The 25415-nt window shown below is 70.7% G+C and carries 26 protein-coding genes; 9 read left to right on the forward strand and 17 right to left on the reverse strand.

Features of this window, described 5'->3' with window-relative positions:
• Nucleotides 1–17: 17 nt before the first annotated feature.
• Together OIE67_RS41870 and OIE67_RS41875 are read right to left on the reverse strand one after the other, a co-directional pair.
• Nucleotides 18–1754 carry a glycerol-3-phosphate dehydrogenase/oxidase gene (locus tag OIE67_RS41870; protein ID WP_326630943.1) on the reverse strand — a complete coding sequence of 579 codons (1737 nt, stop codon included), beginning with the start codon at nt 1752–1754 and terminating at the stop codon, nt 18–20.
• A 117-nt stretch (nt 1755–1871) separates the two neighbouring features.
• Entirely contained in the window at nt 1872–2642 is a 771-nt protein-coding gene (locus OIE67_RS41875; RefSeq protein WP_106237012.1) for a DeoR/GlpR family DNA-binding transcription regulator, read from the reverse strand.
• 130 nt (nt 2643–2772) lie between these two features.
• Between OIE67_RS41875 and OIE67_RS41880 the strand changes: the two genes are divergently transcribed.
• From OIE67_RS41880 to OIE67_RS41895, 4 genes are read left to right on the forward strand one after another with little or no spacing between them, the layout of a single operon-like run.
• Entirely contained in the window at nt 2773–3645 is an 873-nt protein-coding gene (locus OIE67_RS41880) for an SIS domain-containing protein (protein ID WP_326630947.1), read from the forward strand.
• Complete coding sequence (nagA, locus tag OIE67_RS41885) at nt 3642–4775, forward strand: N-acetylglucosamine-6-phosphate deacetylase (protein ID WP_326630949.1); 1134 nt, start codon at nt 3642–3644, stop codon at nt 4773–4775. The genes OIE67_RS41880 and nagA overlap by 4 nt, the downstream gene beginning before the upstream one ends.
• Nucleotides 4775–5767, forward strand: a complete 993-nt coding sequence (locus tag OIE67_RS41890) for a 1-phosphofructokinase family hexose kinase (RefSeq protein WP_326630951.1) — start codon at nt 4775–4777, stop codon at nt 5765–5767. Before nagA ends, OIE67_RS41890 begins: the two co-directional genes overlap by 1 nt.
• A gap of 10 nt (nt 5768–5777) precedes the next feature.
• Complete coding sequence (locus OIE67_RS41895) at nt 5778–6602, forward strand: class II fructose-bisphosphate aldolase (protein ID WP_106236169.1); 825 nt, start codon at nt 5778–5780, stop codon at nt 6600–6602.
• Between the two features lie 145 nt (nt 6603–6747).
• Here OIE67_RS41895 and OIE67_RS41900 read toward each other — a convergent pair whose 3' ends face one another.
• Together OIE67_RS41900 and OIE67_RS41905 are read right to left on the reverse strand one after the other, a co-directional pair.
• Complete coding sequence (locus OIE67_RS41900; RefSeq protein WP_326630954.1) at nt 6748–7140, reverse strand: hypothetical protein; 393 nt, start codon at nt 7138–7140, stop codon at nt 6748–6750.
• A gap of 9 nt (nt 7141–7149) precedes the next feature.
• The gene (locus OIE67_RS41905; RefSeq protein ID WP_326630956.1) at nt 7150–7722 is read right to left on the reverse strand and encodes a TetR/AcrR family transcriptional regulator; all 573 of its coding nucleotides are present in this window, start codon (nt 7720–7722) and stop codon (nt 7150–7152) included.
• A 73-nt stretch (nt 7723–7795) separates the two neighbouring features.
• Here OIE67_RS41905 and OIE67_RS41910 point away from each other — a divergent pair, with 73 nt between their 5' ends.
• Nucleotides 7796–8377, forward strand: coding sequence for a dihydrofolate reductase family protein (locus OIE67_RS41910; protein ID WP_326630958.1), 582 nt, complete (start codon nt 7796–7798; stop codon nt 8375–8377).
• Between the two features lie 5 nt (nt 8378–8382).
• Here the strand turns inward: OIE67_RS41910 and OIE67_RS41915 are convergent, their stop codons facing one another.
• The 3 genes from OIE67_RS41915 to guaB all read right to left on the reverse strand — a co-directional run bounded on the left by OIE67_RS41915 (nt 8383) and on the right by guaB (nt 11385).
• On the reverse strand, nt 8383–8637 hold the full coding sequence (locus tag OIE67_RS41915) for a hypothetical protein (RefSeq protein ID WP_326630961.1): 255 nt from the start codon (nt 8635–8637) through the stop codon (nt 8383–8385).
• A gap of 141 nt (nt 8638–8778) precedes the next feature.
• Complete coding sequence (locus OIE67_RS41920) at nt 8779–9900, reverse strand: GuaB3 family IMP dehydrogenase-related protein (RefSeq protein WP_181307130.1); 1122 nt, start codon at nt 9898–9900, stop codon at nt 8779–8781.
• A 3-nt stretch (nt 9901–9903) separates the two neighbouring features.
• Nucleotides 9904–11385: an IMP dehydrogenase gene (gene guaB / locus OIE67_RS41925; RefSeq protein WP_106236160.1), complete on the reverse strand. Its 1482-nt coding sequence runs from the start codon at nt 11383–11385 to the stop codon at nt 9904–9906.
• Nucleotides 11386–11925: 540 nt separating this feature from the next.
• Between guaB and OIE67_RS41930 the strand changes: the two genes are divergently transcribed.
• On the forward strand, nt 11926–12942 hold the full coding sequence (locus OIE67_RS41930) for a helix-turn-helix transcriptional regulator (protein ID WP_326630965.1): 1017 nt from the start codon (nt 11926–11928) through the stop codon (nt 12940–12942).
• A 39-nt stretch (nt 12943–12981) separates the two neighbouring features.
• Nucleotides 12982–13359, forward strand: coding sequence for a DUF5319 domain-containing protein (locus tag OIE67_RS41935; RefSeq protein ID WP_080043188.1), 378 nt, complete (start codon nt 12982–12984; stop codon nt 13357–13359).
• A gap of 109 nt (nt 13360–13468) precedes the next feature.
• Here OIE67_RS41935 and OIE67_RS41940 read toward each other — a convergent pair whose 3' ends face one another.
• From OIE67_RS41940 to groES, 4 genes are all read right to left on the reverse strand, one after another.
• Nucleotides 13469–14104, reverse strand: a complete 636-nt coding sequence (locus OIE67_RS41940; protein ID WP_090930520.1) for a sigma-70 family RNA polymerase sigma factor — start codon at nt 14102–14104, stop codon at nt 13469–13471.
• Nucleotides 14105–14750: 646 nt separating this feature from the next.
• On the reverse strand, nt 14751–15479 hold the full coding sequence (locus tag OIE67_RS41945) for a DUF7711 family protein (protein ID WP_326630970.1): 729 nt from the start codon (nt 15477–15479) through the stop codon (nt 14751–14753).
• Nucleotides 15480–15717: 238 nt separating this feature from the next.
• On the reverse strand, nt 15718–17337 hold the full coding sequence (groL, locus tag OIE67_RS41950) for a chaperonin GroEL (protein WP_106236154.1): 1620 nt from the start codon (nt 17335–17337) through the stop codon (nt 15718–15720).
• A gap of 71 nt (nt 17338–17408) precedes the next feature.
• Nucleotides 17409–17720, reverse strand: coding sequence for a co-chaperone GroES (gene groES / locus OIE67_RS41955; protein WP_043623565.1), 312 nt, complete (start codon nt 17718–17720; stop codon nt 17409–17411).
• 338 nt (nt 17721–18058) lie between these two features.
• Here groES and OIE67_RS41960 point away from each other — a divergent pair, with 338 nt between their 5' ends.
• Nucleotides 18059–19246, forward strand: a complete 1188-nt coding sequence (locus OIE67_RS41960; RefSeq protein ID WP_407674926.1) for a class I SAM-dependent methyltransferase — start codon at nt 18059–18061, stop codon at nt 19244–19246.
• Between the two features lie 193 nt (nt 19247–19439).
• The gene (locus OIE67_RS41965; protein WP_326630974.1) at nt 19440–21281 is read left to right on the forward strand and encodes a hypothetical protein; all 1842 of its coding nucleotides are present in this window, start codon (nt 19440–19442) and stop codon (nt 21279–21281) included.
• 39 nt (nt 21282–21320) lie between these two features.
• Here the strand turns inward: OIE67_RS41965 and tsaD are convergent, their stop codons facing one another.
• The 6 genes from tsaD to tsaE all read right to left on the reverse strand — a co-directional run bounded on the left by tsaD (nt 21321) and on the right by tsaE (nt 25389).
• Nucleotides 21321–22352: a tRNA (adenosine(37)-N6)-threonylcarbamoyltransferase complex transferase subunit TsaD gene (gene tsaD, locus OIE67_RS41970; RefSeq protein WP_326630977.1), complete on the reverse strand. Its 1032-nt coding sequence runs from the start codon at nt 22350–22352 to the stop codon at nt 21321–21323.
• Entirely contained in the window at nt 22345–22776 is a 432-nt protein-coding gene (gene rimI / locus OIE67_RS41975; RefSeq protein ID WP_326645648.1) for a ribosomal protein S18-alanine N-acetyltransferase, read from the reverse strand. The genes tsaD and rimI overlap by 8 nt, the downstream gene beginning before the upstream one ends.
• An 11-nt stretch (nt 22777–22787) precedes the next feature.
• The gene (gene tsaB / locus OIE67_RS41980) at nt 22788–23435 is read right to left on the reverse strand and encodes a tRNA (adenosine(37)-N6)-threonylcarbamoyltransferase complex dimerization subunit type 1 TsaB (protein ID WP_326630979.1); all 648 of its coding nucleotides are present in this window, start codon (nt 23433–23435) and stop codon (nt 22788–22790) included.
• 70 nt (nt 23436–23505) lie between these two features.
• Complete coding sequence (locus OIE67_RS41985; RefSeq protein ID WP_326630981.1) at nt 23506–24024, reverse strand: class F sortase; 519 nt, start codon at nt 24022–24024, stop codon at nt 23506–23508.
• Nucleotides 24025–24048: 24 nt separating this feature from the next.
• The gene (locus OIE67_RS41990; RefSeq protein WP_326630982.1) at nt 24049–24747 is read right to left on the reverse strand and encodes a hypothetical protein; all 699 of its coding nucleotides are present in this window, start codon (nt 24745–24747) and stop codon (nt 24049–24051) included.
• A 168-nt stretch (nt 24748–24915) separates the two neighbouring features.
• Nucleotides 24916–25389: a tRNA (adenosine(37)-N6)-threonylcarbamoyltransferase complex ATPase subunit type 1 TsaE gene (gene tsaE / locus OIE67_RS41995; RefSeq protein WP_326630984.1), complete on the reverse strand. Its 474-nt coding sequence runs from the start codon at nt 25387–25389 to the stop codon at nt 24916–24918.
• Between the last annotated feature and the right edge of the window lie 26 nt (nt 25390–25415).

Below are 25415 nucleotides of genomic sequence, written 5' to 3' on the forward strand. Positions count from 1 at the left end.
CCCGCGACGGCTTCAGGTCACATCGGCTCGGGTGAGACGACTGGGACGATCTCCGGCGCGCCCAGCCGGATCGCGTCGGCCTCGTGATCGGAGTCCTGCTCCTGCGAGCGCCGCTCGGCCTCGACCCGCTTCGTGTAGTACTCGACCTCCCGCTTCACCTGCTCGCCGTCCCAGCCGAGCGGCCCGGCCAGCAGTTCGGCGGCCTCCTGCGCCACCGCCACCCCGCGGTGGAAGGTCTCAATGGAGATGCGCGTGCGCCGGGTCAGCACGTCGTTGAGGTGGCGGGCGCCCTCGTGAGTGGCGGCGTAGACGATCTCGGCCCGCAGGTAGTCGTCGGCCCCGGACAGCGGCCGGCCCAGCGAAGGATCGTCGTCGATCAGGCCCAGCAGCTCGTCGATCAGCGAGCCGTAGCGCTGGAGCAGATGCTCGATCCTGGCCACGTGGAGCCCTGAGTCGTGGGCGATGCGATGCCTGGAGTTCCACAGGGCCTGGTAGCCCTCGGCGCCCACGAGCGGGATGCGGTCGGTGCACGATCGCGGCACCCGCTGGTCGAGACCGTGCGCCACGGCGTCGACCGCGTCCTTGGCCATCACCCGGTAGGTCGTGTATTTTCCGCCGGCGATCATCACCAGCCCCGGCACGGGATGGGCCACCACGTGCTCTCTGGACAGCTTCGAGGTCTCGTCGGACTCGCCGGACAGCAGCGGCCGCAGCCCGGCGTAGACGCCCTCGACGTCGTCGTGCGAGAGCGGCACCGACAGCACGGCGTTGATGTGGTCGAGCAGGTAGTCGATGTCGGTGCGGGAGGCGGCGGGGTGACTCTTGTCGAGCGTCCACTCCGTGTCGGTGGTGCCGACGATCCAGTGGCGGCCCCACGGGATCACGAAGAGCACGGACTTCTCCGTGCGCAGGATGATGCCGGTCAGCGAGTGGATGCGGTCGCGCGGCACGACGAGGTGGATGCCCTTGGAGGCGCGGACGTGGATCTGGCCGCGCCCTCCGACCAGCTCCTGGATGTCGTCGGTCCACACCCCGGTGGCGTTGACGACCTGCCGGGCCCGCACCTCGAACTCCTCGCCGCACTCCAGGTCGCGCACGCGCACGCCGGTGACCCGCTCGCCCTCGCGCAGGAACCCCACGACCTGCGCCCTGGGCACGACGTGCGCGCCGTAGGTGACCGCCGTGCGCAGCGTGGTCATCACGAAGCGAGCGTCGTCGACCTGGGCGTCCCAGTATTGGATGGCGCCGGTGAAGGCGGACTTCTTCAGCGCGGGAGACAGCCGCAGCGCCCGCGACCTGGACAGGTGGCGGTGGCCGGGCACGCCTCTGGTCACCCCGGTCGCGAAGCCGAGCGTGTCGTAGAGGGCCACGCCCGCGCCCACGTAGGGGCGCTCCCAGGCGTAGTGGGTCAGCGGGAACAGGAACGGCACCGGCCTGACCAGGTGCGGCGCGATGCGTTGCAGCAGCAGCGCCCGCTCTTGCAGCGCCTCGCGGACCAGCTCGAAGTTGAGCTGCTCCAGGTAGCGCAGACCTCCGTGGATGAGCTTGGACGAGCGCGAGGAGGTGCCGGAGGCGAAGTCGCGGGCCTCCACCAGGCCCACGTCGAGGCCGCGCGTGGCCGCGTCGAGCGCGATGCCCGCGCCCACGACGCCGCCGCCGACCACGACCACGTCGAGCTCCTGGGCCGTCATGCGCTCCAACGCCCCGGCCCGCTCGGCGGGCCCGAGCCGGGCCGCGCTTCTTCCCGACGTCATAACTCCCCCTGACACGGCATCGTCGCCTTGCGTTCCAGTACCTACCCGCCCGAAGCCGGACCAGTAACGCGGGGACCGATCAGCCCCTGGCGTAACGGAACGCGACGAACAGGACGCTCACGTCCTGATCACCTTCACCCCGGCGTCCGCCAGCTCGTTCGCCAGCGCGTCGGACAGCTGGGCGTCGGTGACGAGCGTGTCGATCCCGCCGATCGGGCAGATCCGCGAGAAGGCCCGCTTGCCGACTTTGGACGAGTCGGCCACCACCACGACCTGGGCGGCCCGGCTGATCAGCAGGTTGTTGACGCTGGCCTCGCCCTCGTGGTGGGCCGAGGCGCCCAGCGAGACGTCCAGCGCGTCCACGCCCAGGAAGGCCACGTCCAGCGTCACCTGCTCCAGCACGCCGCCGGCCAGCGGCCCGATGAGCTCGTAGGACTGCTGCCTGGCCACCCCGCCGGTGACCACGATCTTGACGTGCTGCCGGACGGTGAGCTCCGCGGCGATGTTGAGCGCGTTCGTCACGATCGTGAAGCCGCTCTCCAGCGTGGACCGCGTGGCGAGGACGCGGGCCAGCTCGGAGGTGGTCGTGCCGCCGTTGAGCCCGATCACCGCTCCCGGTGTCACCAGCTCGGCCGCCGCGGCCGCGATGCGGTGCTTCTCGCCGGCGTGCCTGGCCGTCTTGTAGCGCAGCGGCAGGTCGTAGCTCACGCTCTGCGCCACCGCGCCGCCGCGCGTGCGCATGAGCATCTGCTGCTGGGCGAGCTGGTCGAAGTCCCGCCTGATCGTCGCCGTGGAGACGTCGAGCGCCTGAGCGGCCTCCTCCACCGACAGCCTTCCCTCCTGCGCCAGCAGTTCGAGGATGGCGTTCCAGCGGTCGTAGCGGGACACGTGGGCCTCCCTGAGGGACGAGGACAGGAGCAAGCGTGGCACAGGCTGGGACGCCAGGGCTATCAGTGTTCATTCTTGCTCTCTGCTGATATAAAAAGAGCAGAAACAATCAATTTTCCGGAGGTATTCGGTGACCAGCCACACCGAGGCCGAGATCGCGTCCCAGCCGTCGTGCTGGCGCCGCGCCGTCGCCGACGTTCCCGCCGGCGCGCTCCCGCGACGGGGTGAGCGGGTCGCCGTCGTCGGCTGCGGCACGTCGTGGTTCGTCGCGATGGCGTACGCGGTGCTGCGCGAGCGGGCCGGGCACGGCGAGACCGACGCCTTCGCCGCCTCCGAGTTCCCCGAGGGCCGCGGCTACGACCGCGTGCTGGCGCTGTCGCGCTCGGGCACCACGACCGAGGTCCTCGACCTGCTGGCGAAGACCTCCACCAGGTCCACGGCCATCACGGCCGACCCCGGCACGCCGATCATGTCGGCCGCCGACGAGGTCGTCGTGCTCGACTACGCCGACGAGCGCTCGGTCGTGCAGACCAGGTTCGCCACCACGCAGCTCGCCATGCTCCGCGCCGCCCTGGGCGAGGACCTCACGCAGGCCGTGGCCGACGCCGAGGAGGCCGTGGCCGCGCCGCTGCCCGCCGAGCTGGTCGACGCCGAGCAGTTCAGCTTCCTCGGCACCGGCTGGTCGGTGGGGCTGGCCCAGGAGGCGGCGCTGAAGATGCGCGAGGCGTCCCGCTCGTGGACGGAGGCGTACCCGGCGATGGAATACCGGCACGGCCCGATCAGCATCGCCGCGCCCGGCCGCGTGACGTGGATGCTCGGCGCCGCCCCCGACGGGCTGCGGGAGCAGGTCGAGGCGACCGGCGCGACGTTCGTGGAGAGCGCGCTCGACCCGATGGCCGAGCTGATCCGCGCGCAGCGGGTGGCCGTGGCGCGGGCCTTCGCCCGCGGGCTCGACCCCGACGAGCCCATGCACCTCACGCGATCTGTGATCCTTTCTCCATGAGCCTTACTCTTGCCGACGCCAGGATCGTGACCCCCGAGGGAGTGCACGAGGGGTGGCTGACCATAGAAGACGGCCGCATCACGCATGTCGGCCACGGATCCGCCCCGGGTGCCGGCCTCAGCGTGGGCGGCCGGCACGTCGTGCCCGGCTTCGTCGACCTGCACAACCACGGCGGCGCGGGCGGCTCTTTCCCCACCGGCGAGCAGGACAGGGCTCGTGACGCCGTGGCGCTGCACCGCCGCCACGGCACCACCACCACCGTGGGCAGCCTGGTCACCGACTCGATCGAGGGCCTGACCAGGGCGGCGGCCTCGCTGGCCGAGCTGTGCGAGGAGGGGTTGCTGGCCGGACTCCACCTGGAGGGCCCGTACATCTCCAGGGCGCGCTGCGGGGCGCACGACCCCGCGCTGCTGCGTGAGCCGTCGCCGCAGGAGCTGGCCGGGCTGATCAAGGCCGGGCGCGGCCACATCCGCATGCTCACCATCGCGCCGGAGCTGCCCGGCGCGCTCGACACGATCAGGATGGCCGTGGCCGAGGGCGTCATCGCCGCCATCGGCCACAGCGACGCCGACTACGAGCAGACGATCATCGGCATCGAGGCCGGCGCGAGCGTGGCCACCCACCTCTACAACGCGATGCCGCCGCTCGGCCACCGCGCCCCCGGGCCCGTGGCGGCGCTGCTCGACGACGAACGGGTGACTGTCGAGCTGGTCAACGACGGGGTGCACGTGCACGCGGCGATGCTGCGGCTGGCGTACGAGGTGGCCGGGCCCGGCAGGACCGTGCTGATCACGGACGCGATGTCGGCCACCGGCCTCGGCGACGGCGACTACGCCCTCGGCTCCATGCAAGTGCACGTGCGGGACGGTGTGGCGCGCCTGGCTGAGGGCGGCTCGATCGCCGGCTCCACGCTCACCATGGACGTCGCCTTCCGGCGCGCCGTCCAGGAGGTGGGCATGTCGCTGCCCGACGCGGTCCAGGTGGCCTCGCTCACGCCCGCGCGCGTGCTCGGCCTGGCCGGCCGGATCGGCTCGATCGCCGTCGGCAAGGCGGCCGATCTGGTGGTGCTGTCGGATTCCCTGGAGGTGGACGGCGTGATGAAGGACGGCGTCTGGATCACGGAGCCCTGATGATTCTCACGGTGACGCTCAACCTCGCGCTCGACGTGACCTACCAGGTGCCCGGCGTCGACTGGGACGGGGTCAACCGGGTCACCGCCGTGCACCGGCGGGCGGGCGGCAAGGGGGTCAACGTGGCCAGGGTGCTGGCGGCGCTCGGCCACGACGTGCTGGTCACGGGCCTGGCGGGCGGCCCCACGGGGCGGGCCGTCGAGTCCGACCTGCGCGCGGCCGGCCTGCCCGCGGCACTCCACCCCATCGCCGGCGACTCCCGCACCACCCTGACCGTCTCCGACCTCCCCGCCTCGGGAACGACTCCGCCCGCCGAACCCACCGCTTCCGGCGAGCCCCGGCCGGCGCCGACCGGCGAGCCCGGAGCTGCCGGCGAGGCGCGGACGGCGCTGTTCAACGAGCCCGGGCCCGAGGTGACGGCCGACGAGCTGGCCGGTTTCCTGCGGCACTTCGAGTCGCTGCTCGACGCCGCGGACGCGGTCGTCCTCTCGGGCAGCCTGCCGCGCGGCGTCCCGGCCGACACCTACGCGGCGCTGGCGGCGGTCGCGGCCGGCCGGGGCGTGCCCGCCATCGTGGACGCCGACGGCGACCCCCTGCGTCACGCCCCGAAGGGCCGGCCCGCCATCGTCAAGCCCAACGCGGAGGAGCTGGCCAGGGCGGTGCCCGGCGGCAGTCCCGCCGAGGGCGCGCAGGCCCTGCGCGGGCAGGGCGCGCAGGCCGTGGTCGTGTCCATGGGCGCGGAGGGACTGCTGGCCGTGACCGGTGAGGGTACGTTCAAGGCACGGATGCCGTACACCGTGCAGGGCAACCCGACGGGAGCGGGCGACTCGCTCGTGGCGGGGCTGGCGCTGGGCCTGGTCGAGGCCGAGCCCTGGCCGGCCCGGCTCAGGCGCGCCGCCGCGCTCGGCGCGGCGGCCGTGGCCACGCCCGTGGCCGGAGACTTCGACCCCGACGTGTACGCCGACATCCACCCTCAGATCATCATCACGTAAGGAGCACTCCATGCCCCTCGCCAGCATCGGCGACATCGTCAGCCAGTCACCCGCTGGGGTGGGCGCGTTCAACGTGATCCAGCTGGAGCACGCCACCGCGATCGTCACCGGCGCCGAGGCCCTCGCGCTGCCGGTCGTGCTCCAGATCAGCGAGAACTGCGTGCGCTACCACGGCGCCCTGGAGCCGATCGCGCTCGCCTGCCTCGCCGTGGCCAGGCGCGCCGACGTCCCGGTGGCCGTCCACCTCGACCACGCCACCGACCGCGCGCTCGTCGAGGAGGCGGTCGGGCTGGGCCTGGGCTCGGTCATGTACGACGCCTCGGCCCTGCCCGACGAGGCGAACGTGACCGCCACGGCCGAGGTCGCGGCCTGGTGCCACGAGCGCGGCGTCTGGGTGGAGGCCGAGCTGGGGGAGGTCGGGGGCAAGGACGGCGTGCACGCCCCGGGCGCCAGGACCAAGCCGCACGAGGCGGTCGACTACGTGGCCAGGACCGGCGTGGACGCGCTGGCCGTGGCGGTCGGCACCTCCCACGCGATGACCACCAAGGACGCGGTGCTGGACCTGGAGCTCATCGCCGAGCTGCGGGCGGCCGTGCCGGTGCCGCTGGTGCTGCACGGCTCCTCGGGGGTGCCGGACGACGTGCTGCGCGAGGCCGTACGGCAGGGCATGAAGAAGATCAACATCGCGACCCACCTGAACAAGGCGTTCACCGGGGCCGTACGCGACTACCTGGCACACGACGAACGCGTCGTCGACTCCCGCAAATACCTCAAAGCAGGCCGGGACGCGGTGGCCCGCGAGGTCACCCACCTCCTGGGCGTCCTGACGGGCTGACCGACCACCCCACCCAGGACCGCCGCGCCCTCCACCGGCCGCCCTCCACCGGCCGCCCTCCACCGGCCGCCCTCCACCGGCTGTCCTGTACCCGCCGCCCTGTACCGGCCGGCTCGGTGGCAGGGCCGGAGCCCGCGCGCCGGCGTCACGCCTCCAGAATCGCGAGCACCCGTTCGACCTGCCGCTCGAAAGTCCCCGGCGGGTTGCGCGGGCTCTCGTGGGAGAGCAGGAAGAGCCAGGTGAGCGCGTGCACCCTGCGGCACTCCCGCACCCGGACGCCGTCCCACAGGAAGTTCGCCAGGTTGCCGTCACCCGCCCCGAACGCGGGCCTGACCCCCGACTCGCCCGGCGACCAGCTCTCCAGCCACCGCAGCCCCTCCTTGACGGCCCGGTCGGCCGGCGGCTCCCGCGGCTGCCACGCCGCGCACCGCCGCAGGACCCAGTCGACCAGCGCCTCCCGCTGCCAGGGACGTACGGGCACGTCGCGCAGGACCCGCCCGGGCACCGCCGTGTGCAGCTCGGCGAGGGTCGCGGCCATGGCCGCACGCTAGGGCACCAGCCGTTCGACGGCGCTGGTCACGAGCCTGCCGATCTCCTCCTCGCCGAACACGTCGGGCAGCGTGAGCCGTTCGAGCACCAGCCAGTTCATCGCCAGGTAGAGCAGCACCACGGTGTCGGCGTCGCCCGGCAGCCCCGAGTCGAGGTGGTGGCGGACGTTGGCGTCGACGTCGGCCCGGATGTGCCCGGTCAGCACGGCGCGCAGCTCGGGCCGCCTGGTGGCCTCCAGCCGCAGCTCCAGCAGAGCCAGGTAGCCGGACCTGAACGACGAGACGCGATCCACCACCTCCTGGATCAGCACGGCGACCCGGTCACGGTCGCGCGGCCCGCTGAGACTTCCGGCCACCGTCGCCGGGTCGGGCTGCAGCCGCTCGTAGATCCGGCCGCCCGCCTGGGTGAGCAGGTCGTCGCGGCTGGCGAAGTAGTTGGAGGCGGTGCCGGTGGGCACCTCCGCCTGCGCGTCCACCGCCCTGAACGTCAGCCCGCGGGCGCCCTCCCTGGCCAGCACCTCGATCGCGGCGTCGATCAGCGCCGCCCGCCGGGCCACATTCTGCCTGACCACCTTGACACCACTCCATTCGTAGTACTACGGTCAAACCACTTCAGTCATAGTACTTCAAACGGAGTTCATTCGTATGCGAAAGCTCGTCTACTACATCGCCACCTCGATCGACGGCTACATCGCCGGACCGAACGGCGAGTACGACTTCTACCCCGTGGCCGACGACATGGCGGCCTACCTCAACAGCGAATACCCCGAGACCGTCCCCACCCACATCCGCGCCCACGTCGGCCTCGACGTCCCGAACAAGACCTTCGACACGGTCGTCATGGGCCGCGGCTCCTACGAGCCAGGACTGGCCGCCGGCGTCACCAGCCCGTACGCGCACCTGCGCCAGTACGTCGTCTCCAGCACCATCAAGAGCATCGACGACCCGGCCGTGGAGCTCGTCCCCGGCGACCCGCTCGGTCTCGTCCGCCGGCTCAAGCAGGAGGACGGCCTGAACATCTACCTGTGCGGTGGCGGCAACCTGGCCGCCCAGCTCCTGCCCGAGATCGACGAGCTGATCGTCAAGTGCTACCCGGTCGTGGCGGGGGCGGGCATCCCGGCCTTCCACGGCGGATTCGCCCCGGCCACGTTCGCCCTGACCGGCACCCGTACGTTCGGCAACGGCACTGTCCTGATGACCTACAGCCGCCCCGAGACGGCCGGGTGAGGCCCCTAGCCGCCGGCCTTGAGCCGGCGCGCCATGGACTCCACGGCGTTCTTGGCGACGACCAGCGAGGCGCCGGTCGACTCGCGGTAGGTCTTGATGGCCCTGATCAGCTTGCCGTCACGCAATTCCTGGTAGAACCGCGGCGGCAGCTCAGGGCCGCCGGCCGGGGCCTCGCCGGTTTCTGGGTCGATGCCGAGATGACGCTGAAGGTACGCGACCTGCTGCTCAAGCCGGGCGAGTCTCTCTTCAAGGGATTCCATGGCAGGAACCCTACTCAACACACGAAAACGGGCCACCCCTCACCAGGAGGAGCGGCCCCAAGATCGGCCGGGAGGACCCGCCAGGGCGGGTTCCGACCGGGAGGACCCGCGCTGGGGGCCCGCCCGGAGAATCGGCCGGAGTCAGCGCTGGATGGGTGCGACCACGACCTCGACCCGCTGGAACTCCTTGATGTCGGAGTAGCCGGTCGACGCCATGGTCCGCTTGAGCGCGCCCATGAGGTTCATCGACCCGTCCGCGACGCTGGAGGGCCCGTGCAAGATCTGCTCCAGCGTCCCCACCGTCCCGAAGCCGACCCGGCGCCCGCGCGGCAGGTCGGGGTGGTGCGCCTCGGACCCCCAGTGAAACCCGTGACCGGGCGCCTCGGCGGCGCGGGCCAGCGGCGAGCCGACCATGACGGCGTCCGCGCCGCAGGCGATGGCCTTGGCGATGTCACCGGAGGTGCCCATGCCGCCGTCGGCGATGACGTGCACGTAGCGGCCGCCGGACTCGTCCATGTAGTCGCGCCGGGCCGCCGCGACGTCGGAGATCGCCGTGGCCATCGGCACCGCCACGCCCAGCACGGTACGCGTCGTGTGTGAGGCGCCCCCGCCGAAGCCCACCAGCACGCCGGCCGCGCCGGTGCGCATGAGGTGGAGCGCGGCGGTGTAGGTGGCGCAGCCGCCGACGATGACCGGCACGTCGAGCTCGTAGATGAACTGCTTGAGGTTGAGCGGCTCGGCCCGCCCCGACACGTGCTCGGCCGAGACCGTGGTGCCGCGGATGACGAAGAGGTCGACGCCGGCGTCGATCACGGTCTTGTGGTATTGGACCGTACGCTGCGGTGACAGGCGCACGGCGGTGGTCACGCCGGAGGCGCGGATCTCCTCGATCCTGCGGCCGATCAGCTCTTCCTGGATCGGCGCCGCGTAGATCTCCTGCAACCGCTTGGTGGCCGCCGCCTGGTCGAGGGCGGAGCACTCCTCCAGCAGCGGCAGCGGGTCCTCGTAGCGCGTCCAGAGTCCTTCGAGGTCGAGCGGGGCCAGGCCGCCGAGCCGGCCGATCTCGATGGCGGTCGCCGGGGACACCACGCTGTCCATGGGAGCGACGAGCACGGGCAGCTCGAACCGGTAGGCGTCGATCTGCCAGGCGATCGAGACCTCCTCCGGGTCGCGGGTGCGCCGCGAGGGCACCAGGCCGATCTCGTCAAGCGAGTACGCCCGGCGCCCGGTCTTCCCCCGGCCGATCTCCACCTGCTGAGTCATGACTTACCTTCTGTGATAGTTCGGAGCTTCCACGGTCATCTGGATGTCGTGGGGGTGGCTCTCCTTGAGTCCCGCCGCCGTGATCGGCATGAGCTCGCAGTCGGTGTGCATCTGCGGGATCGTCCGGCAGCCCGCGTACCACATGCCCTGGCGCAGCCCGCCGACGAGCTGGTGGGCGACGGCCGCGACCGGCCCGCGGTAGGGGACCTGACCCTCGATGCCCTCGGGGATGTACTTGTCCTCGCCGCCGACGTCCGCCTGGGCGTAGCGGTCCTTGCTGAAGGAGGTGCCGCCGCGCTCGCGGTTGCGTACGGCGCCGAGCGAGCCCATGCCCCGGTACGACTTGAACTGCTTGCCGTTGATGAAGATCAGCTCGCCGGGCGACTCCTCACAGCCGGCCAGCAGCGAGCCCAGCATGACCGTGTCGGCCCCGGCGGCGATGGCCTTGACGATGTCGCCGGAGTATTGCAGGCCGCCGTCGCCGATCACCGGCACCCCGGCGGGCGCGCACGCCTTGGACGCCTCGTGGATGGCCGTGACCTGCGGCGCCCCGACCCCGGCCACCACGCGGGTGGTGCAGATGGAGCCCGGGCCCACGCCCACCTTGACCGCGTCGGCGCCCGCGTCGACCAGCATCTGCGCGCCCGCCCTGGTCGCGATGTTGCCGCCGATGACCTGCACCTTGCTGTTGGCCTTGACCTTGGCGATCATGTCGGCCAGCCCCTTGGAGTGACCGTGGGCCACGTCGACGACCACCACGTCGACCCCGGCCTCGATGAGCGCCTTGGCGCGCACCTCGGCGTCGCCGCCCACGCCCACGGCCGCGCCGACGATGAGCCGGCCGTCGGCGTCCTTCGTGGACAGCGGGTACTGCTCGCTCTTGGTGAAGTCCTTGACCGTGATCAGGCCGCGCAGCCTGCCCTCGCCGTCGACGAGCGGCAGCTTCTCGATCTTGTTCTGCCTGAGCAGCGCGAACGCGTCGTCACGCGACACCCCGACCGGCGCGGTGACCAGCGGCATCTTGGTCATGACCTCGCGCACGGGCCGCGACTGGTCGGTCTCGAAGCGCATGTCGCGGTTGGTGACGATGCCGACCAGCGTGCCGGCCACGTCGGTCACGGGAACCCCGGAGATCCGGTACGTGGCGCACAGCCGCTCGACGTCGGCCAGCGTGTCGTCGGGGCTGCACGTCACCGGGTTGGTGACCATGCCGGCCTCGGACCGCTTGACCAGGTCGGCCTGCTGGGCCTGCTCCTCGACCGACAGGTTGCGGTGCAGGATGCCGATGCCGCCCTGCCTGGCCATGGCGACGGCCATGCGGGCCTCGGTGACGGTGTCCATCGCGGCGGAGATCAGCGGAATGGACAGCGTGATGTCCCTGGACAGCCGGGACCGGGTGTCGGCCTCTCCCGGCTGCAGGTCGGAATAACCCGGCACCAGCAGCACGTCGTCGAAGGTCAAACCTGTCTCGGTGAACTTGGACATGCTGCGGCCCCTCCTGCCGTTGCGCTGATTGAGCCAAGTCTAGGGCCTGCCTCCAAAACACCCCGCACGGCCTCACCGCTCACCACAGGACCCGTCGCTGGGCGCCCATGCGGACGGGCGTGCCGCCATGGAGCACCGGCACGGCTCCCAGCACCCGGACCCCGTACCTGGGCGGGAAAACGATGATGCCGGGAGCACAACGGGCCCCCACGGTCCGTCGTACTCCCGGCATCATCGAAGTGCCGGGGGATGGGACGGTCGGTGATCCGTCCCATCCCCCGGCCACCGGCATCCGGGTGCGGCAGCGCAACGCAACCACCGAACCCCCCTCCGCGTCCTGATGGCCGGCGCTGCCGCGCCCTGCCTGGATGCCGACGCTAGGTAAAGAATGGGTTACTCACCGGCACATTGCAATGTGCAAACGTGCAATTGCACGAAGTTGCACCAGGCGTCTGACGAGTCGGCGCAACACGCGGACACAGGCGTAATACGGAGTTATCCTCGCGGCACGCCCGTGACCCCCCACCGGAGCCGCAGAAAATGCGCAACGAGCCCCGAACCGTGTCCGACCCCTTCGAGACGCTGGGCCTCGACCAGGCTCAGACCGCGCTGTACTCGGCGGTGCTGCGGCTGCACAAAGCCAGCCGTACCGACCTCGCCCAGGCCATGGACGGCCCGGTCGAGAAGGTCGGCCGCCAGCTCGACGACCTCGTGAAACTGGGGGTGATCGACGAGCAGTCCGGCCAGTACCTGGCCCGCCATCCCGCGGCCGCGCTCGGCAGGGTGATCGCCGAGCGTCTCGACCGGCTGGCCGAGGAGAGTCGCATGATCGACTCGGCGCTCGGCTCCATTCGCAGCCTGATCCGCGACTACGACGCCGGACGCGACTACCGTAGCGGCCATTTCACGGTGGAGATGGCCAGCGGCGCGGACGTCCTGTACGAGAGCGTGGTGGGCATCGCCGTGCAGTCTCATTCGCCGCCGATGAAATTACTGACCGCCGTTCCCGACGATCGCACTATGACCGACTTTGCGCGGAAATTTGCGGATCCATGGATTGACGCGCAAAAACGAAACCTTCTCACGGTTCGCGCGATCATTCCGGTCTCCAGCCTCGTGCTTCCCGGCGTACGCGACCAGCTGACCGAGCTGACCGAGACGGGCGGCCAGGTACGCACGCTCGACCGGCTGCCGAGCTGGTTCATGACGGCCGGCACCGAGGTCGCGGGCCTGCCCGCGTACTGGGGCGGCAACCTGCCCGACCACGCCTACAACTTCTACCTGGTCCGCACGTCCGTCGTGGTCGGCATGCTCAGCTCGCTGTTCGACGAGCTGTGGGCCCGCGCGCTGCCCCTCCCCTGGAGCGGCCGGAGCGACGCCATGGTCCAGGTGCTGCGGCTGGCCGCCCAGGGCATGTGCGACGACTCGATCGCCCGGCAACTCGGCGTGTCGGTACGCACCGTACGCGCCAGATTCGCCGAGGCCATGACCGAGTTGGGCGCTCAATCCCGCTTCCACGCAGGTGTGGAGGCCGCCAGACGCGGATGGCTGAGGTAAAGCCCACCGCTGGGGCCGCTTCGGTCATATGGTGGGAAGGTGCTGGAAGACGTCCCCCGCGATCCGTTCGCGGACGATCCGAACGACCCTTCCTCAGCGATGGGCGCACTCGACGACGCCGAGCCACTGACGGCGGCCGAACGCGACGAGGCCATCACCGACCTCGCCGACGTCGAGGTCTTCCGCTCCCTGCTCGAACCGCAGGGGGTTCTGGGGCTCGTACTCGACTGCCCGGAATGCGGCGAGCAGCACTTCTTCGACTGGGAGCTGCTGCGCGGCAACCTGAAGCAGATGATCGAGAAAGGCCAGCCGCAGGTGCACGAGCCGGCCTTCCACCCTGACCCCGCCGACTACGTCAGCTGGGACTACGCCAGAGGCTACGTCGACGGCGTCATCGACACGGAGGAGCGCCGCTGACCGACGTCCTCGAGCAGCGCGGCCAGCAACCGCGCCGCTGGATCGCCTGATTCAGGCGACTGTCCACGACCGAGCGCGTCGAGCAGCGCGTCGGTCTCGTCCTCAGGCGTCAAGCCGACTCCAGCTCGGCCATCTGCCTCAACCTGGCCAGCGCCCGATGCTGGGCGACGCGGACCGCACCCGGTGACATACCGAGTACATTACCGGTCTCCTCGGCCGACAACCCCGACACCACCCGCAGCAGCAGCAACTCGCGCTGATTGTCGGGAAGCCTGGCCAGTAACCGCCGGGCGTGCTCCACCTCGATGTAGCGGACCACCGTCTCCTCTGGCCCCGGCCCGTCGTCGGGCCCGTCGGGCAGATCCTGGGTCGGCACCGCGGAGCGCACCGAGCTCCGCAGCGCGTCGGCCACCTTGTGCGAGGCGATCCCGAACACGAACGACGCGAAAGGCCGCCCCATGTCGCGGTATCGCGGCAGCGCGGACAACACCGCGATGCACACCTCCTGGGCTACGTCATCGGCAATGTGATATTGCCCTGAAACCCTGCCCAGCCTGGCGCGGCAATACCGCACCACCATCGGACGCAACTCACCGAGCAGAGATTCGATCGCACTGCGATCCCCCTGCACGGCGAGGCTCGTCAGTTCCCTAAGGTCGGAGTCATCCGTCCGTGCCGGAAGTCTCGACGCGAGCCTTACCCCAATTTTGGCGTCGGCGACGCTTCCCTCGCTCACGATAGGCATGATGCCCGCACTGATCCTGCCTGTCGTCATAGCGAACGGCTACGGATTGGTCACATTGAAGCGACGATAACTGTCAGTAATCGCACGACCACACTAAGCCTTAATACTGACATAATATTTCACCCGATAACCCGGAATGCACGACATTTGTCACGCCACAGACGCTTATCGCCCATGCTCGGTTTACTCCAACTTTCCACCTTTTCCCCCAATTACCCCCAACCCACCCCTCCACCCCCCGAAACTCCCCCACCCGAATCCCGCCCCCGACCCCACCCACGCCGGCAAACATCGGACCCTTCCCCACCCGGCCCACATTCCAGCCCCACCCGCTACGGCTCACGCCTCCGACTCCAGAACCGCGAAAGTACGGCCCCGCGCCCCGAGGTTTGGGGCACCCAGCCGGACTCAGGGGTGCATGGACTGCCGGGCTGACCGGCCGGACTAAGCTGAGCAGCTGGGCTGGGCCCAGGCTGCGCTGCCTGACCGGGCCGGGCTGGGCCTGGCCGGGCTGGACGGCCGGGCTTGGTTGGGCTGTCGGACTGGGCCGCTGCTGTGGCAGGCCGCCGCTCGGTCATCGCCCGCACCACGCTCACTCGGGTTGCGACCGGGCCGCTCGCGGTGTGGTGGCGTCCTTGTGACGTTCTCAGCCTTCGTCGGGCCCGGCGCGCTTGTCACGCTCGTCGGGCTCGGCACGCTCGTCGCGTCCTTCGTTCCCGGCGCGTCCTTCGTGCTTGTGGCGCTCGTCGAGCTGCCTGTGCTCGTCGTGCTGGCCGTCCCGCTGCTCGTCCTGCTCGTCGAGGAGTTCGAGGTAGCCCTGCACCGCCTCCCACAGGTGGTGCTCCGGGTAGCGGCTCAGTCCCCGGTGTGCGCGGCGCCATTGCCGGTCCCAGTACGCCGCGTGGACCGATCTCAGGTGGTCCAGGGTCGTCTTCAGCTCGGCTTCCACCTGGGCCGGCGGCCTGCGGGCGGCGGTCGTCTGCTGGCGGGCCGACGAGAACCTACGCTCAGCCAGCGCCTCCAGCACCTCGGTCTCGATCCCGGCCAGCGACCAGAACCGGACGGGCTCGTGAATGCGATGGTTGGCCACCGGATCCCGGTGGGAGCGCCACCAGTACGCGATCCCGCCCTTGTCCAGGTGCAGGAAGTCCACCAGCCAGGCTGTGCCGGGTGGGTGGGAGCCCCACGACACGTCCTCGGACGGCAGATTAAGCACGAAGACGACCTCGATCGCCTCGATCGGGTCGGCTCCCCCCAGCAGGTCACCGAAGACGTACGCCTCCCGCAGGAACGGCTCGTCCGCCGGCACGCGCCGGGTCTGCTCGCACGCCTCCGCGAGCATCCGCAACCGCTCCACAGCCCGCCGGTACTGCATCCGCGCCGCCCTCCCCACGTCGAGTCAGCGCCCAGCGTACGACCTGCTCACACGCCGCCGGGATGTCGAGGAACGCCTCACGCCCGCATGTCGCCCGGCGCTCCAGAAACGCGCCACAGCCCACACACCGCCCAGCACTTCGCTGACGCCTCCCGGCCCGCACGGCCCCCCACACTCCAAAAACGCGTCACGGCCCGCACCCCCAGTGGGGACGGGCCGTGAAACGGTCGGGCGTGGGTCAGTGGCCGTGGCCGTGACCGTGACCCTGGCCGGCGGCCGGGGCCTCCTCCTCGGGCTTGTCCACCACGAGCGCCTCGGTGGTGAGCAGCATGCCCGCGATCGACGCCGCGTTCTGCACGGCCGAGCGCGTGACCTTGACCGGGTCGATGACGCCCTGGTCGAGCAGGTTGCCGTATTCGCCGGTGGCGGCGTTGAAGCCCTCGCCGGCCTTCAGCTCGGCCACCTTGTGCGTCACCACGTAACCCTCGAGACCGGCGTTCTCGGCGATCCAGCGGGCGGGCTCCACCAGGGCGCGGCGCACGACGCCGACACCGGTGGCCTCGTCGCCCGTCAGACCGAGGTCGTCGAGGTCCTTGGAGACGTGGATGAGCGCGGAGCCACCGCCGGAGACGATGCCCTCCTCGATCGCGGCGCGCGTCGCGGAGATCGCGTCCTCGAGGCGGTGCTTCTTCTCCTTCAGCTCCACCTCGGTGGCGGCGCCGACACGCAGCACGCACACACCGCCGGCGAGCTTGGCCAGGCGCTCCTGCAGCTTCTCACGGTCCCAGTCGGAGTCGGACTGCTCGATGGCAATCTTGATCTCCTTGACGCGGTCCTCGATGGCCTGCGCGTCGCCGGCGCCGTCGACGATGGTCGTGGCGTCCTTGGTGACGACGACGCGGCGGGCCGTGCCGAGCACCTCGAGACCGACGTGCTCCAGCTTGAGGCCGACCTCCTCGCTGACGACCTGGCCGCCGGTGAGGATGGCCATGTCCTGCAGCATCGCCTTGCGGCGGTCACCGAAGCCCGGGGCCTTGACGGCCACGGAGGTGAAGGTGCCGCGGATCTTGTTGGTGACCAGGACGGCCAGGGCCTCGCCCTCGACGTCCTCGGCGACCACGAGCAGCGGCTTCTTGGTCTGGGCGATCTGCTCCAGCAGCGGCAGGAAGTCCGCGATGGAGGCGATCTTGCCCTGGGTGAGCAGGATGTAGGCGTCCTCGAGGACGGCTTCCATCCGCTCGGGGTCGGTCACCATGTAGGCCGACAGGTAGCCCTTGTCGAACTGCATGCCCTCGGTGAACTCGAGCTCCATGCCCATGGCGTTGGACTCTTCGACGGTGAGGACACCGTCCTTGCCCACCTTGTCGAACGCCTCGGCGATCAGCTCGCCGATCTTGGCGTCCTGGGCGGAGATCGTCGCGACGTTGGCGATCTCCTTCTTGTCACCGACCTCACGGGCGCTGGCGAGCAGCTTGTCGCTGATCTCCTTGGCGGCCTTGTCGATGCCGCGCTTGAGCGACAGCGGCGAGGCGCCGGCGGCCACGTTGCGCAGGCCCTCGCGGACCATGGCCTGGGCCAGGACGGTCGCGGTGGTGGTGCCGTCGCCCGCGATGTCGTTGGTCTTGGTGGCCACTTCCTTGGCGAGCTGGGCGCCGAGGTTTTCGTAGCGCTCTTCCAGCTCGATCTCACGAGCGATGGTCACACCGTCGTTCGTGATCGTCGGCGCACCGAACTTCTTGTCGATGACGACGTTGCGGCCACGGGGGCCGAGGGTTACCTTCACGGCGTCCGCGAGGGCGTTCACACCGCGCTCGAGCGCGCGGCGGGCATCCTCGTTGAACTCCAGGATCTTCGCCATAACTGAAAGTCCTCTCCTAGCGTCGAAAGCCCCGGCCGCCCTCAAGAGCGCCCGGGGCTCGACACATCCGGCTACTTCTCGATGATCGCGAGAACATCGCGGGCGGAGAGCACGAGGTACTCCTCGCCGCCGTACTTGACCTCGGTGCCGCCGTACTTGCTGTAGAGGACGATGTCGCCCTCAGAGACGTCGAGCGGAATCCGCTTGTCGCCGTCCTCGTCCCAGTTGCCCGGGCCCACCGCGAGGACCTTGCCCTCCTGCGGCTTCTCCTTGGCGGTGTCAGGGATGACCAGGCCGGAAGCGGTGGTCTGCTCGGCCTCAAGCGGCTGAACCACAATGCGGTCGCCGAGCGGCTTAACGGGAACCTTGGTGGCGGTCGTCACGATCGGACCTCCCCTTCAGATTTGAATGATCAGAAGAGGCGACCAGCTGGGCCTGCCGTCGCGGGTGTCAGACCTGCCTCGTCGCACGTTGGCACTCTCAAGGGGAGAGTGCCAACACGAAACATATGCAAGAGGGGCTTGACAGTCAACACGAACGCGTCTGCTCTGAGCGATCAGGCGTCAAAGCCTGGCCTTCGTCAAGTCTTCCACGTGGACGAATACCCCCATCCCGCCCATGCCATCCGTCCGCTGTCCTGCTGCCCATGCCGCATGGGCAGCAGGACGGGCAGCGGCTCGCGGGACGATCCGGGTACGCCGTGGCGCTAACGTCGGACGACGTGGACCTCGACGCCTTCACCGAGTTGCTGACCCCGCGCGGCCAGGAGGCGTTGGCGCGGGCCGGGGAGCTCGCCGGCGCCGACCCGGTCGCCGCCGCGACCGCGCTGCGCAGGACGTATGACGCCGCCCTCACCTCCGCCGCGCTCACCCAGGCGGGGCTCAGGGAACGGGCGAAGGCCAAGTTCGGCCGGGATGCGACCGTGATGTATTTCACGCCCCATGGCCTGGAGCAGTCCACCAGGGCGGAGGTCGCCGAGCACCGCGCCCGCCGCCTCATGAGGATGATCGAACCGTCGGCCGCTCCCGCGGTGGCGGACGCCTGCTGCGGCATCGGCGGTGACCTGCTCGCGCTGGCCCGCGCCGGCTGCGCCGTGACCGCCGTCGACACCGACCCGCTGACCGTCGCCGTGGCCGCGGCCAACGCCCGCGCGCTCGGCGTGGCCGACCGGGTGACGGTGCGCGTGGGCGACGCGGCGGAGATCAGGCCGGAGGCGTACGACGTGCTGTTCGCCGACCCGGCCAGGCGGACCGGCAGGGGCAGGACGTTCGATCCCATGGCCTACTCCCCGCCCTGGCCCGTGGTGCTCGACCTGATCTCGCGCGCCCGCCTGGCCTGCGTCAAGGTCGCGCCCGGCATCCCGTACGAGTTCATCCCCGAGGGCGCGCAGACCGAGTGGGTCTCGTACAAGGGCGAGGTCAAGGAGGCCACGATCTGGACCGGCCAGGGCGGCGGCCGGCGCGCCACCCTGCTGCCCGGCGGCCACGCCCTCACCGCCCCCGGCACCGAAGCCACCGCCGCGCCGGTGGGCCCGGCCGGCCGGTACGTCTACGAGCCCGACGGCGCCGCCGTCCGCGCCCATCTCGTCGCCGAGGTGTCCGAGCTGGTCGGCGGCAGGCTGCTCGACCCGCTGATCGCCTACATCACCGCGGACGATCCGGTGGACACCCCATGGGCCACCAGATACGAAATAGAGGACATTCTTCCGTTCTCTCTGAAAAAACTCCGCGCGCTACTCCGTGAGCGACAAATCGGCAATGTCACCATCAAAAAACGGGGCTCCGCCGTCGACATCGAACGCCTCCGCACCGACCTACGCCTCAAAGGCGACAACTCCGCCGTCGTCATCTTGACCCGCATTCTCGACAAACCATCGGTTCTTCTCTGCAAACCCCTCTCACCTGCCTGAACCCCCAATCTCAGTCATCCGCGCGTTAACGGCGATCTTTCACTTCGGCCCTGACGGACCTTGATCGAAGGGCTAAGGTTGGCGGGCGGGAGTTCTCCCCCTTAATGCGGTCACCCGCGTTCTCGCTCTTTCAGTTGAACCGGACCAACCCCACCGCTGCGCGGCAGACCGTCGGCGAGCGAAGGAGCTTTCGGTGGACCATTCCAACCACACCACCCTGCTTCAGACGGGCGCGCATGACGCCGTACCGAAGAGAATGCGCGACCTGCTCGCGCGGGCCGCCCAGGACCACGTCTACGAGCAGCGCACCCAGGGCGCCGTGCTCGACGAGATCCGCCAGCGGCTCGAAGGCATGGAGTGGCTGCTGCGCGAGGTGCGCGAGCGCGAGCTGGGCGGGCTCAGCGGCACGCTGGAGTCGGTGAGCGGGCGGCTGGAGGAGATCTCCGCCAAGCCGCCGATGTGGGCGGAGGGCCTGGCACAGCACGTCGAGGCCGTACGCGACCACGTGGACGCCGTGGGCGCCAAGGTGGGCGACGTCGACGCGAAGGTCGGCGACGTGGACGCCCGGGTGGCCCCCGTCGCCGAGTTGCCGAGCTTGTGGGCCGACCTCGGCACCGTGGGCGAGAGCGTGGACGAGGCGCTCAACCGGCTGCAGACGGTGCTCGACAGCACCGACGGCATCACTAAGGGCATGTCCGAGTTCTCCGCCAGGCTGGCCACGCTCAACTCCAGCATGGAGGCCGCGGCCAGCCGCTTCACCCGGCTCGACAAGTCGATGTCCGATCTGACCACCCGTACCGACCGGGTCGAGGTCGCGATGAGCGACCTGTCGGAAAACGTCACCGAGCAGCTGCAGAGCACCACCGATCAGCTGACCGGCCGGGTCGAGGCGAGCGAGCAGCGCGTCACCGCCCGGCTCGACGAGGCGGACCAGCGGCTCACGACCCGGCTCGACCAGACCGACCAGCGCCTCGCGGTCCGGCTCGACGAGACCGACCAGCGCCTGGCCACCGCGCTCCTGGAGGCCGACGAGCGCCTCGTCAGCCGGCTCAAGGAGGCCGACGAGCAGCTCACCGGCCGCCTGACCAGCGTCGAGCAGCGCCTGACCACCAGGCTCGACGAGACCGACCAGCACCTCGCCGTGCAGCTCGGCGAGAGCGAGCAGCGCCTGACGGCCCGCCTCAGCGGCGTGGACGCCCGCCTCGACCGGGCCGAGGGCAGGTTGCAGGGGCTCGACTCCCGGCTCACCGGGTTCGACAGCCGGCTGGAGTCCGCGGACGAGGGCCTGGCCGACATCGACACCAGGCTCGACGGCCTCGACGGCCGGATCGGCGGGGTCGACCAGCGGCTGCTGTCCATGGACGGCCGGCTCGGCGCGGTGGACAAGCGCCTGGGCACCCTGGACGGCCACCTGGGCCGCCACGACGACCGGTTCGACGCGCTCGACGTACGGGTGGACGCCCGCTTCGCCTCGCTCGACGAGCGCATGGCCACCACCGACCAGCACGTCAGCGAGACCGCCACCCGCAACGAGGGCCGCTTCAACAAGCTGGACAACCAGATCGACGCCATCGACGAACGGCTCGGCGAGGCGGAAGAGCACATGAGCAGCCGGTTCGACGCCGTGGACGGCCACTTCGGCGGGCTCGACACCCGCTTCAACGGCCTCGACACCCACCTCAACGGCCTGGCCACCCGCGCCGAGCAGACCGGCGCTCACCTGGAGTCGGTCGACGACCGGATCGAGGCCGTCAACGAGCGGATGACCCAGCTGCCCGCCACCCTGGCCATCCCCGAGCAGGTCGGCGAGCTGATCCAGACCCACTCGGGCGAGCAGGCCGAGCGTCTCACCGCCGCCACCGAGGCGCTCACCGAGCTCGTACGGTCCCGCCCCGACCACGACGAGCTGGCCGGCACGGTGTCCGGCATCGTCAACCCCGCGACGGACGACCTGACCAAGCGCCTGGGCGCCCTGGAGGAGACCATGCTGGCCCTGGCCGAAGCCCTCCTGCGCCCGACCCGCCCCAAGGAGTGAGCCACAGACCGCCCTCGCCACGCGGGCGGGGGCGGCCGGTCAGACGTGCACGGTCGTGATCGGCAGCGACGAGTCGGCCGGGATCCCCAGCGTCGACGGCGTCACCCCGGCCGCGACCAGGTCGGACCCGAGCGCGGCGACCATGGCCCCGTTGTCGGTGCACAGCCCGGGACGAGGCACCCGCAGCCGTACGCCGGCCGCCTCGCACCGCTCCTGGGCCAGCGCCCGCAGCCGCGAGTTGGCCGCCACCCCGCCGCCGATCAGCAGGTCGTGCACGTCGTATTTCCGGCACGCCTGCAGCGCCTTGCGGGTCAGCACGTCGACCACGGCCTCCTGGAAGGAGGCGGCCACGTCGGGCACGTGCACGGACTGCCCGGACGCCTCGCGGGCCTCGACCCACCGGGCGACGGCCGTCTTGAGCCCAGAGAAGGAGAAGTCGAGCGTGCCGTCGTCGATCTTGCCGCGCGGGAACGCGATGGCCGCCCCCGACCCGTCGCGCGCGGCCCTGTCGATGTACGGGCCGCCGGGGAAGGGCAGCCCCAGCACCCGAGCGACCTTGTCGAACGCCTCACCGGCCGCGTCGTCCACGGTGGAGCCGAGCGAGATCACGTCGCCGGCGACGTCGGGCACGAGCAGCAGTGAGGAGTGACCGCCGGAGACCAGCATGGCGATGCACGGCTTGGGCAGCGGCCCGTGCTCCAGCTGGTCGACCGCGACGTGGGCGGCCAGGTGGTTGACGCCGTAGAGGGGCACGCCGAGGCCGAGCGCGTAGGACTTGGCCGCGGCCACGCCGACCAGCAGTGCCCCGGCGAGGCCGGGACCGGCCGTCACGGCGATGGCGTCGATGTCGGCGAACGTGAGCCCGGCCTCGGCCAGCGCGGCCTCCACGGTGGGCGTCATGGCCTCCAGGTGGGCGCGCGAGGCGACCTCGGGCACCACGCCGCCGAACCTGGCGTGCTCGTCCATGCTGGAGGCGATCGTGTTGGCCAGCAGCGTGTGACCTCTGACGATGCCGATGCCGGTCTCGTCGCAGGACGTCTCGATGCCCAGGACCAGGGGTGCGTCAGTCACCAAGCTTCCTTCTCATCATGATCGCGTCGGTGCCGTCGTCGTAGTAGCGGCGGCGGGTGCCGATCTCCTCGAACCCGAAATGCCGGTAGACCGCCTGCGCGTGGGGATTGTCGGCGCGTACTTCCAGGAAGATCTCGCGCGCGCCGCGGCGGGTCGCCTCGGCCAGCAGCTCGGTCAGCATCGCGCTGCCGAGGCCGGTGCCCTGGTGCTTCTCCAGCACGGCGATGGTCTGCACGTCGGCCTGGTCGGCCGCGGCGGCCAGGCCCGCGTAGGCCACGATCTCGTCGTCCACGGAGACCACCACGTAGTGGCGGGTGCGCGGCATGTCGGCCAGCTCGCCGCGCATCATCCCCTCGCTCCAGGCGTCGAGCGGGAACGTGGCGCGTTCGATCGCCATGACGGCCGGGAGGTCGGCCTCGGTCATCGGCCTGAGGTTCACGCCGTCACCTTCTTGGGCGCGCCCGGCACCACGGCGTCGGGCCTGCGCAGGTAGATCGGTCGCGGGGGGTCGAGCGGCACGCCCTCGCCGAGCCGGAGCGCCGCCAGCGCGGCCAGGGCGCCCGCGTAGGGGTAGGGCGGCGCGTCGCCGCCGTCGCCGAGCAGGTCGGGGTAGAGCCCGGCGCCCGCGCCGACGACCGGCAGGCCCTGGACGGGCACGTCGGCGGGCCGGTCGACGAAGGGGCCCTCGGAGCGGGTGCGGCAGTCGGAGTAACGCGCCCAGAACACCTCTTTGCGCCGCGCGTCGGTGGCCACCAGGAAGGGCTCGCCGAGCCCGGAGGCGTAGGCGACGGCGTCGAGCGTGCAGATCCCGTACGCGGGCACGCCCAGCGTGGTCGACAGGCCCTGGGCGGTCATCAGCCCGACCCGGAGCCCGGTGTAGGGGCCGGGGCCGCTGCCGGCCACGACGGCGCTCACCTCGCGCAGCCGCACGCCCGCCTCGCTGAGCACGGACTCGATGGTGGGCACGAGCAACTCGCCGTGGCGCCGGGCGTCGATCGTGGTCGACTCGGCGAGCACGCGCTCCCCGTCGTGGAGCGCGGCGGTGACGGCGGGGGTTGCGGTATCAAAGGCCAGGACCAGCACGACTGTTTAGCCTACCCGCCGCGCGGGTCACGCCTGGCCGGTACGCCGTTTCACGCCTGAACGCGGCCGCTCAGACCTGGGAGGCGTACACGATGATGTTGTCGACGTATTCGCCCGACGCGTAGTCGAACTTGCCGCCGCAGGTGACCAGCTTCAGCCCGTCCTCCAGGTAGACCCGTTCGGTGGGGAAGCTGTCCTTGTGCACCTGCTCGATCGAGTCCACCTTGAACGACACGACCTTGCCGTCGCTGCGTTCGACCTTGACGGTCTGGCCCTTGCGTAACTGCCTGAGCTTGTAGAAGACGGCGGGGGCGGTCTTCGTGTCGACGTGGCCGATGATCACCGAGGGGCCCTTCTCGCCGGGCACCGCGCTGCCGGTGTACCAGCCGGCCAGCTTCGGCTTCTCGTACGGCGGCAGCTCGACCTCGCCGTTCTTCTGCAGGCCGAGCTTCATCAGCTCGGCCTCGACCTCGATCGAGGGGATGTCGATGCTCTTGGGCACGACCGCGGCGGCGGGCTTGGTCGTACCGGTCTCCATGTTCTTGCCGAACGCGACCAGCACCAGGCCCGTGACGGCGCCCGCGAGCACCACCCGTCCTGTCCGGGCCACGGGTCAGGCCCGGTTGCGCCGCTTGACCGCGAAGCCGATGCCTCCGGCCAGGGCCAGGGCGATCAGCGCGCCGGCCGGACCGAGCGGGATGGAGGACTCCTCGGAGGCGTCCTGGGCGTACGTGCCGCCGCCGCCGGCCCGTGGCGCCCTGGTGGGCACCGTCCGGGTCGGCTCGGGCTCGGACTCGGCCGCGGACACCCTGAGCGTGGCCCTGCCGGTGTCGTTGGTGCCGTCGCACTTGACGTCCACGCGGTAGCTGCCGCGCCGGATCATCCCCGAGACCTGCGCCTCGCCGCGCACCCACGGGGAGCCTGCGGTCGTGCCGGTCGGGGTGGGACTGGCCGAGGCCGCCGGGACCGGGTTGAGCGTGACGCCGTTGACGAACGCCTTGGAGGTGGCGGTGCCGGTGTGGGCGGGGCCGCCGGTCGGGACCGGGCAGTTGGCCAGGATCCACACCCTGGACGTCTCGCCGGCGGTGACGCGGTCGGGGTTGAGCTGGACGTTGATGGTCTGCCTGGTGGTGGTCGTGCGCGGGGTGGCGGTCGTCGTCGCGGTGGCGGTGGTTGTCGCCGTGGTGGTGGCCGTGCCGCTGGCCGGAGGGGTCGCTGTGGCTGTTGGATCGGAATCGGCCGAGGCCGAGCAGCCGGTCAGACCGACCATGACGATGGCTCCCGCGTACGCGACACGCCTGACCCTGAGCACCGGCCGCACCCCACTTTGCCGTCTTACAACCCAGCATCCACCAAAAATGTGGATGTCGCCCCTCCTGATACCCAGAAATTCTGGGCGAATCCCTGACCGACGATCATGATTTAAATCATCGGCCCGGTACGTCAAGGGTGCCAGCCATACCGGGCTTTGACCGTCGTTTTACTCTTCTGGCGGATCAGACGGCGTGTCGCTCCACCCGTCACTCCATCGGGAGCCCACGCCGCGCAGGGTCACGATCCGGGCCTCGTCGCCGGCCTCACGGTCGATGTGGATCTCCAGCCGGTCCTCGGCCAGCCCTTCGACCAGCCCCTCGCCCCACTCGACGACGGTGACCGAGTCCTCCAGCGAGGCGTCCAGGTCGAGATCGTCCACCTCCAGGTCGCCGCCGAGCCGGTAGGCGTCCACGTGCACGAGCGGCGGGCCCTGGCGCAGCGAGGGATGCACCCTGGCGATCACGAACGTGGGCGAGGTGATCGGGCCGCGTACCTTCAGCCCCTCCGCGATGCCCTGCACGAGCGTGGTCTTGCCGGCGCCGAGCGGGCCGGACAGCACGAGCAGGTCTCCCGGGCGCAGCCGGGCGGCCAGGCGGGCCCCGTACGCGCGCATGTCCTCGGCCGTCGCCAGTCGCGTCACTGCCCTGCCCCCTTCCCCTCGGGCGT

The organism is Nonomuraea fuscirosea (assembly GCF_035917475.1).
In the GTDB taxonomy this organism is placed as follows: Bacteria; Actinomycetota; Actinomycetes; order Streptosporangiales; family Streptosporangiaceae; genus Nonomuraea; species Nonomuraea fuscirosea.

Coding starts and splice junctions, on each gene's coding strand:
- OIE67_RS41870 (WP_326630943.1), bottom strand. CDS start 1,754: ATGACGTCGGGAAGAAGCGCGGCCCGGCTCGGGCCCGCCGAGCGGGCC.
- nagA (WP_326630949.1), top strand. CDS start 3,642: ATGAGCCTTACTCTTGCCGACGCCAGGATCGTGACCCCCGAGGGAGTG.
- OIE67_RS41890 (WP_326630951.1), top strand. CDS start 4,775: ATGATTCTCACGGTGACGCTCAACCTCGCGCTCGACGTGACCTACCAG.
- OIE67_RS41895 (WP_106236169.1), top strand. CDS start 5,778: ATGCCCCTCGCCAGCATCGGCGACATCGTCAGCCAGTCACCCGCTGGG.
- OIE67_RS41900 (WP_326630954.1), bottom strand. CDS start 7,140: ATGGCCGCGACCCTCGCCGAGCTGCACACGGCGGTGCCCGGGCGGGTC.
- OIE67_RS41910 (WP_326630958.1), top strand. CDS start 7,796: ATGCGAAAGCTCGTCTACTACATCGCCACCTCGATCGACGGCTACATC.
- OIE67_RS41915 (WP_326630961.1), bottom strand. CDS start 8,637: ATGGAATCCCTTGAAGAGAGACTCGCCCGGCTTGAGCAGCAGGTCGCG.
- OIE67_RS41920 (WP_181307130.1), bottom strand. CDS start 9,900: ATGACTCAGCAGGTGGAGATCGGCCGGGGGAAGACCGGGCGCCGGGCG.
- guaB (WP_106236160.1), bottom strand. CDS start 11,385: ATGTCCAAGTTCACCGAGACAGGTTTGACCTTCGACGACGTGCTGCTG.
- OIE67_RS41930 (WP_326630965.1), top strand. CDS start 11,926: ATGCGCAACGAGCCCCGAACCGTGTCCGACCCCTTCGAGACGCTGGGC.
- OIE67_RS41940 (WP_090930520.1), bottom strand. CDS start 14,104: ATGCCTATCGTGAGCGAGGGAAGCGTCGCCGACGCCAAAATTGGGGTA.
- OIE67_RS41945 (WP_326630970.1), bottom strand. CDS start 15,479: ATGCAGTACCGGCGGGCTGTGGAGCGGTTGCGGATGCTCGCGGAGGCG.
- groL (WP_106236154.1), bottom strand. CDS start 17,337: ATGGCGAAGATCCTGGAGTTCAACGAGGATGCCCGCCGCGCGCTCGAG.
- rimI (WP_326645648.1), bottom strand. CDS start 22,776: ATGACCGAGGCCGACCTCCCGGCCGTCATGGCGATCGAACGCGCCACG.